The sequence below is a fragment of the Neisseria viridiae genome (genome assembly GCF_962747995.1).
In the GTDB taxonomy this organism is placed as follows: domain Bacteria; phylum Pseudomonadota; class Gammaproteobacteria; order Burkholderiales; family Neisseriaceae; genus Neisseria; species Neisseria viridiae.
The window spans coordinates 1-5,881 of sequence record NZ_CAUJAJ010000029.1; the positions used below are offsets into that span (position 1 = coordinate 1).

At 51.3% G+C, this 5,881-nt stretch carries 2 tRNA genes, 3 rRNA genes and 1 pseudogene; all 6 read right to left on the reverse strand.

The window, feature by feature from the left end:
* Positions 1 to 382 (reverse strand): annotated as a pseudogene (locus Q9J79_RS10070) (helix-hairpin-helix domain-containing protein); the annotation flags it as partial.
* A gap of 80 nt (positions 383 to 462) precedes the next feature.
* Positions 463 to 576: ribosomal RNA gene (gene rrf / locus Q9J79_RS10075) — 5S ribosomal RNA — on the reverse strand.
* Positions 577 to 672: 96 nt separating this feature from the next.
* Positions 673 to 3,564 (reverse strand): 23S ribosomal RNA (locus Q9J79_RS10080).
* Between the two features lie 378 nt (positions 3,565 to 3,942).
* Positions 3,943 to 4,018, reverse strand: a tRNA-Ala gene (locus Q9J79_RS10085).
* A 5-nt stretch (positions 4,019 to 4,023) separates the two neighbouring features.
* A tRNA-Ile gene (locus tag Q9J79_RS10090) sits at positions 4,024 to 4,100 on the reverse strand.
* A gap of 100 nt (positions 4,101 to 4,200) precedes the next feature.
* Positions 4,201 to 5,741: ribosomal RNA gene (locus Q9J79_RS10095) — 16S ribosomal RNA — on the reverse strand.
* The 16S, 23S and 5S rRNA genes sit together here with 2 tRNA genes alongside, the layout of an rRNA operon.
* Positions 5,742 to 5,881 lie beyond the last annotated feature (140 nt).

A 5,881-nucleotide genomic window follows, 5' to 3' on the forward strand; every position in this document is an offset into this window, starting at 1 on the left:
GGCGTTGCCGGTTTTGCGGGGGCTTTTGGCGCGGGCGCGCCGACCGAAGCCTGGTCCTTCAGCTTCGCCAGCACCGCCAGGCCGATGCCCTTCACCTTGGTCAACTCGTCCACAGACTTGAACGCGCCGTTTTGCGCACGGTATTCCGCAATGGCTTTCGCCTTCGCCGGGCCTATGCCCGGCAGCGCCTCCAGCTCCTGAGGCGAAGCGGCATTGATGTTTACCGCCGCAAGGGAGAAGGCGCAGGAGAACAGCATACAGAACAGCACGAACATTTTCTTCATGGTTTTTCCTTTAAGGGTTGCAAACAATAAAACCGCATCCTGCGGACGATAAGGTGCGTCATTTTAAAATGAATACCCGGACGCTTCAAGCCCCGCATCCGCCCGAAGCCCGCATTTCCCGACCCGCTTTGCGGGTAAGGCAAAAACCCCCGGATATCCGGGGGTTTTCTGAAAGGGTGTTTGGCAGTGACCTACTTTCGCATGGAAGAACCACACTATCATCGGCGCTGAGTCGTTTCACGGTCCTGTTCGGGATGGGAAGGCGTGGGACCAACTCGCTATGGCCGCCAAACTTAAACTGTTACAAATCGGTAAAGCCTTAATCAATATATTCGGTGATAACTGAATCAGTCAGTAAGCTTTTATCTCTTAAAGTTCTTCAAATGATAGAGTCAAGCCTCACGAGCAATTAGTATGGGTTAGCTCCACGCGTTACCACGCTTCCACACCCCACCTATCAACGTCCTGGTCTCGAACGACTCTTCAGTGTGGTTAAACCACAAGGGAAGTCTTATCTTCAGGCGAGTTTCGCGCTTAGATGCTTTCAGCGCTTATCTCTTCCGAACTTAGCTACCCGGCTATGCAACTGGCGTTACAACCGGTACACCAGAGGTTCGTCCACTCCGGTCCTCTCGTACTAGGAGCAGCCCCCGTCAAACTTCCAACGCCCACTGCAGATAGGGACCAAACTGTCTCACGACGTTTTAAACCCAGCTCACGTACCACTTTAAATGGCGAACAGCCATACCCTTGGGACCGACTACAGCCCCAGGATGTGATGAGCCGACATCGAGGTGCCAAACTCCGCCGTCGATATGAACTCTTGGGCGGAATCAGCCTGTTATCCCCGGAGTACCTTTTATCCGTTGAGCGATGGCCCTTCCATACAGAACCACCGGATCACTATGTCCTGCTTTCGCACCTGCTCGACTTGTCGGTCTCGCAGTTAAGCTACCTTTTGCCATTGCACTATCAGTCCGATTTCCGACCGGACCTAGGTAACCTTCGAACTCCTCCGTTACTCTTTGGGAGGAGACCGCCCCAGTCAAACTGCCTACCATGCACGGTCCCCGACCCGGATTACGGGTCTGGGTTAGAACCTCAAAGACACCAGGGTGGTATTTCAAGGACGGCTCCGCAGAGACTGGCGTCTCTGCTTCTAAGCCTCCCACCTATCCTACACAAGTGACTTCAAAGTCCAATGCAAAGCTACAGTAAAGGTTCACGGGGTCTTTCCGTCTAGCAGCGGGTAGATTGCATCTTCACAACCACTTCAACTTCGCTGAGTCTCGGGAGGAGACAGTGTGGCCATCGTTACGCCATTCGTGCGGGTCGGAACTTACCCGACAAGGAATTTCGCTACCTTAGGACCGTTATAGTTACGGCCGCCGTTTACTGGGGCTTCGATCCGATGCTCTCACATCTTCAATTAACCTTCCAGCACCGGGCAGGCGTCACACCCTATACGTCCACTTTCGTGTTGGCAGAGTGCTGTGTTTTTAATAAACAGTCGCAGCCACCTATTCTCTGCGACCCTCCGGGGCTTACGGAGCAGGTCCTTAACCTTAGAGGGCATACCTTCTCCCGAAGTTACGGTATCAATTTGCCGAGTTCCTTCTCCCGAGTTCTCTCAAGCGCCTTAGAATTCTCATCCTGCCCACCTGTGTCGGTTTGCGGTACGGTTCGATTCAAACTGAAGCTTAGTGGCTTTTCCTGGAAGCGTGGTATCGGTTACTTCGTGTCCGTAGACACTCGTCGTCACTTCTCGGTGTTAAGAAGACCCGGATTTGCCTAAGTCTTCCACCTACCGGCTTAAACAAGCTATTCCAACAGCTTGCTAACCTAACCTTCTCCGTCCCCACATCGCATTTGAATCAAGTACAGGAATATTAACCTGTTTCCCATCGACTACGCATTTCTGCCTCGCCTTAGGGGCCGACTCACCCTACGCCGATGAACGTTGCGTAGGAAACCTTGGGCTTTCGGCGAGCGGGCTTTTCACCCGCTTTATCGCTACTCATGTCAACATTCGCACTTCTGATACCTCCAGCACACTTTACAATGCACCTTCATCGGCCTACAGAACGCTCCCCTACCATGCCGGTAAGCCGGCATCCGCAGCTTCGGTTATAGATTTGAGCCCCGTTACATCTTCCGCGCAGGACGACTCGACCAGTGAGCTATTACGCTTTCTTTAAATGATGGCTGCTTCTAAGCCAACATCCTGGCTGTCTATGCCTTCCCACTTCGTTTACCACTTAATCTATCATTTGGGACCTTAGCTGGCGGTCTGGGTTGTTTCCCTCTTGACAACGGACGTTAGCACCCGCTGTCTGTCTCCCGAGGAACCACTTGATGGTATTCTGAGTTTGCCATGGGTTGGTAAGTTGCAATAACCCCCTAGCCATAACAGTGCTTTACCCCCATCAGTGTCTTGCTCGAGGCACTACCTAAATAGTTTTCGGGGAGAACCAGCTATCTCCGAGTTTGTTTAGCCTTTCACCCCTATCCACAGCTCATCCCCGCATTTTGCAACATGCGTGGGTTCGGTCCTCCAGTACCTGTTACGGCACCTTCAACCTGGCCATGGATAGATCACTCGGTTTCGGGTCTACACCCAGCAACTATTCGCCCTATTAAGACTCGGTTTCCCTACGCCTCCCCTATTCGGTTAAGCTCGCTACTGAATGTAAGTCGTTGACCCATTATACAAAAGGTACGCAGTCACACCACTAGGGTGCTCCCACTGTTTGTATGCATCAGGTTTCAGGTTCTATTTCACTCCCCTCCCGGGGTTCTTTTCGCCTTTCCCTCACGGTACTGGTTCACTATCGGTCGATGATGAGTATTTAGCCTTGGAGGATGGTCCCCCCATATTCAGACAGGATTTCACGTGTCCCGCCCTACTTTTCGTACGCTTAGTACCGCTGTTGAGATTTTGAATACGGGACTATCACCCACTATGGTCAAGCTTCCCAGCTTGTTCTTCTATCTCGACAGTTATCACGTACAGGCTCCTCCGCGTTCGCTCGCCACTACTTGCGGAATCTCGGTTGATTTCTTTTCCTCCGGGTACTTAGATGGTTCAGTTCTCCGGGTTCGCTTCTCTAAGTCTATGTATTCAACTTAGGATACTGCACAGAATGCAGTGGGTTTCCCCATTCGGACATCGCGGGATCATAGCTTTATTGCCAGCTCCCCCGCGCTTTTCGCAGGCTTACACGTCCTTCGTCGCCTATCATCGCCAAGGCATCCACCTGATGCACTTATTCACTTGACTCTATCATTTCAAGAACTTCTTTGACTTCGTTTACCTACCCGTTGACTAGGGAAGTAAACTTGAAATTCCTACTTTGATAAAGCTTACTGCTTTGTTGTGTCTTAATCCTGCCTTTTGTGTTTCAGGATTAAGTCGATACAATCATCACCCAAATACTGTTTCGGTTTGCTTTTCCATGTTTTGACATTTGGAATCAACACCGGTTGCAACCGGTTTCGATTCGGCAAACCAACTTTTATTTGTTTGTTGATTTCGGCTTTCCAATTTGTTAAAGATCGATGCGTCGTTATTCTACTCCGCAAATCAAAATAAGTTGCTATAAAATATAAAAGTACAAATAAAATAAAAGCAACAGGATTACTTTGATTTGCAAAGTTTTGGTGGAGGCAAACGGGATCGAACCGATGACCCCCTGCTTGCAAAGCAGGTGCTCTACCAACTGAGCTATGCCCCCGTTATTGGTGGGTCTGGGAGGACTTGAACCTCCGACCCCACGCTTATCAAGCGTGTGCTCTAACCAGCTGAGCTACAAACCCGGATTCTCTTCTTAAGCGAACCTTGCCTTCACTCAAGCTTCTTCCGCATCTTTTCAGTTTACCGATAAGTGTGAATGCCTAAAGCCCCTTCTTTCTCTAGAAAGGAGGTGATCCAGCCGCAGGTTCCCCTACGGCTACCTTGTTACGACTTCACCCCAGTCATGAAGCATACCGTGGTAAGCGGACCCCTTGCGGTTATCCTACCTACTTCTGGTATCCCCCACTCCCATGGTGTGACGGGCGGTGTGTACAAGACCCGGGAACGTATTCACCGCAGTATGCTGACCTGCGATTACTAGCGATTCCGACTTCATGCACTCGAGTTGCAGAGTGCAATCCGGACTACGATCGGTTTTGTGAGATTGGCTCCGCCTCGCGGCTTGGCTACCCTCTGTACCGACCATTGTATGACGTGTGAAGCCCTGGTCATAAGGGCCATGAGGACTTGACGTCATCCCCACCTTCCTCCGGCTTGTCACCGGCAGTCTCATTAGAGTGCCCAACTGAATGATGGCAACTAATGACAAGGGTTGCGCTCGTTGCGGGACTTAACCCAACATCTCACGACACGAGCTGACGACAGCCATGCAGCACCTGTGTTACGGCTCCCGAAGGCACTCCTCCGTCTCTGGAGGATTCCGTACATGTCAAGACCAGGTAAGGTTCTTCGCGTTGCATCGAATTAATCCACATCATCCACCGCTTGTGCGGGTCCCCGTCAATTCCTTTGAGTTTTAATCTTGCGATCGTACTCCCCAGGCGGTCAATTTCACGCGTTAGCTACGCTACTGAACAATCAAGTTGCCCAACAGCTAATTGACATCGTTTAGGGCGTGGACTACCAGGGTATCTAATCCTGTTTGCTACCCACGCTTTCGGGCATGAACGTCAGTGTTATCCCAGGAGGCTGCCTTCGCCATCGGTATTCCTCCACATCTCTACGCATTTCACTGCTACACGTGGAATTCTACCTCCCTCTGACACACTCTAGTCACCCAGTTCAGAACGCAGTTCCCGGGTTGAGCCCGGGGATTTCACATCCTGCTTAAGTAACCGTCTGCGCCCGCTTTACGCCCAGTAATTCCGATTAACGCTTGCACCCTACGTATTACCGCGGCTGCTGGCACGTAGTTAGCCGGTGCTTATTCTTCAGGTACCGTCATCAGCCGCTGATATTAGCAACAGCCTTTTCTTCCCTGACAAAAGTCCTTTACAACCCGAAGGCCTTCTTCAGACACGCGGCATGGCTGGATCAGGCTTGCGCCCATTGTCCAAAATTCCCCACTGCTGCCTCCCGTAGGAGTCTGGGCCGTGTCTCAGTCCCAGTGTGGCGGATCATCCTCTCAGACCCGCTACTGATCGTCGCCTTGGTGGGCCTTTACCCCACCAACCAGCTAATCAGATATCGGCCGCTCGAATAGCGCAAGGCCCGAAGGTCCCCTGCTTTCCCTCTCAAGACGTATGCGGTATTAGCTGATCTTTCGACCAGTTATCCCCCACTACCCGGTACGTTCCGATATGTTACTCACCCGTTCGCCACTCGCCACCCGAGAAGCAAGCTTCTCTGTGCTGCCGTCCGACTTGCATGTGTAAAGCATGCCGCCAGCGTTCAATCTGAGCCAGGATCAAACTCTTATGTTCAATCTCTAACTTTTTAACTTCTGGTCTGCTTCAAAGAAACCGACAGGACAATGTTCAAAACATCATCTTGTCTGTCTTTCAAACAGTGTGAGGCCCAAGGCACTCACACTTATCGGTAATCTGTTTTGTTAAAGAGCGTT